This is a genomic window from Bacillus sp. mrc49 (genome assembly GCF_002803435.1).
Genome location: NZ_PHNG01000743.1, coordinates 1 through 1,282, shown reverse-complemented (window position 1 = coordinate 1,282; position 1,282 = coordinate 1). Strand labels below are relative to the sequence as shown.

General features: G+C 37.1%; 3 protein-coding genes. All 3 read left to right on the top strand.

All coding sequences use genetic code 11. From position 1 onward, the window contains the following. A partial coding sequence (locus CVN76_RS21770) for a terminase TerL endonuclease subunit (protein ID WP_232732415.1) occupies positions 1-528 on the top strand: 528 nt, incomplete at its 5' end. Positions 529-543: 15 nt separating this feature from the next. Then, positions 544-789, top strand: coding sequence for a hypothetical protein (locus CVN76_RS21765; protein WP_100533035.1), 246 nt, complete (start codon positions 544-546; stop codon positions 787-789). Next, positions 789-1,282: phage portal protein (locus CVN76_RS21760; RefSeq protein ID WP_157805754.1), on the top strand; the 494-nt coding region annotated here is incomplete at its 3' end. The genes CVN76_RS21765 and CVN76_RS21760, both read left to right, overlap by 1 nt.

Here is a 1,282-nt window from a genome sequence, read left to right as displayed (position 1 = left end):
GTAGGAACTAAAGAGGGCCTGGAAAACAAAATGAAGCGGGATAAAATAGACTATTCAGCTCTAGAAACTGAAGGTTTTTGCACGATCACGACGAAGGAAAGCGGAATTATTGATTATAAAGACGTTATTAATTTTATTCATTCCCTTGTAGAACGATTTAACTTTAATGTGAAAGGGATCTTTTATGATGAATGGAGCGCGGCGCCTTTTATTACAGAATTAGAGGATCTATACCCATTGGTTGCAGTACGCCAGGGCTGGAAGACTTTAAGCCCAGCTACAAAACAATTTCAAGTCGATGTATTTGAAAAGAACATAGCGCATACAAACAACCCTCTTTTAAACATTGCTATTAATAACGCTATCACTTTAGTTCAAAATGATACGGTTATGATTGATAAGAAAATGAACCGTAATAAAATAGATCCACTAGCTGCAGCTCTGAACGCCTTTACTCAGGCCATGACCGCGCTAGAAAGTGGCGTCGATTATAACGATTTTTATACAAGTGAGGAATTTAGTTTTTAAGGAGATAAAAATAATATGAAGCTATCGAAACTTAAAGAAGTTATAAAAACGAAATTTATAAAAGTTGCGAAACGATGCAAATCGAAATTAAAAGAAGTAGGGGGCGGCCTATTGGCTAACATCCATTCTATTATTTTCATTTTGGGGCTAGCCTTGTTAGATGGGGCAGCCTTTTTATTTGGCCCAATATTAGGACTGGCTACAGCCGGTTCTTTTTTTGTGTTAATTGCTATTTTGTTAGATAAAGGAGCGAGTCGATAATGGCTTTTTTTCAAAAGTTAGGCATTAAAGCAACTTCAAACGATCCATTTTTAGACGCCTTGGTCAGTTATACGAGTAACGAGGGCGTTTCTTACACTGGCATTGCTGCAATAAAGAATAGTGACGTCTTTACAGCTGTAAAAATATTAGCGTCAGACTTAGCCACAAATCCAATAGAGCTAAAAGAAAATGGGTTAACTATAGAAAATAATGACTTGAATTATTTACTTAATGTTAAACCGAATGATATTTCTACAGCTTTTCATTTTAAATTTGCTTTAGCTGCAAACATGCTATTAAACGGCAACAGCTACGCCCGCATAATTCGGGATAAGAAGGGCCAGCCGTTACGATTGGACTTTCTAGCGGTCAGTCGCATGACCGGGGAAACAAACGGCCATAACATTATTTATAAGTATGTATCTGACAATGGGGAAACCTTGGAGCTGCCACAAAAAGACGTTTTACATTTTAAGTATTTCACTGTAGATGG

What these genes read in the sequence shown, in the direction of transcription:
- CVN76_RS21765 (WP_100533035.1), top strand. Translation starts at nt 544, where the DNA reads ATGAAGCTATCGAAACTTAAAGAAGTTATAAAAACGAAATTTATAAAA.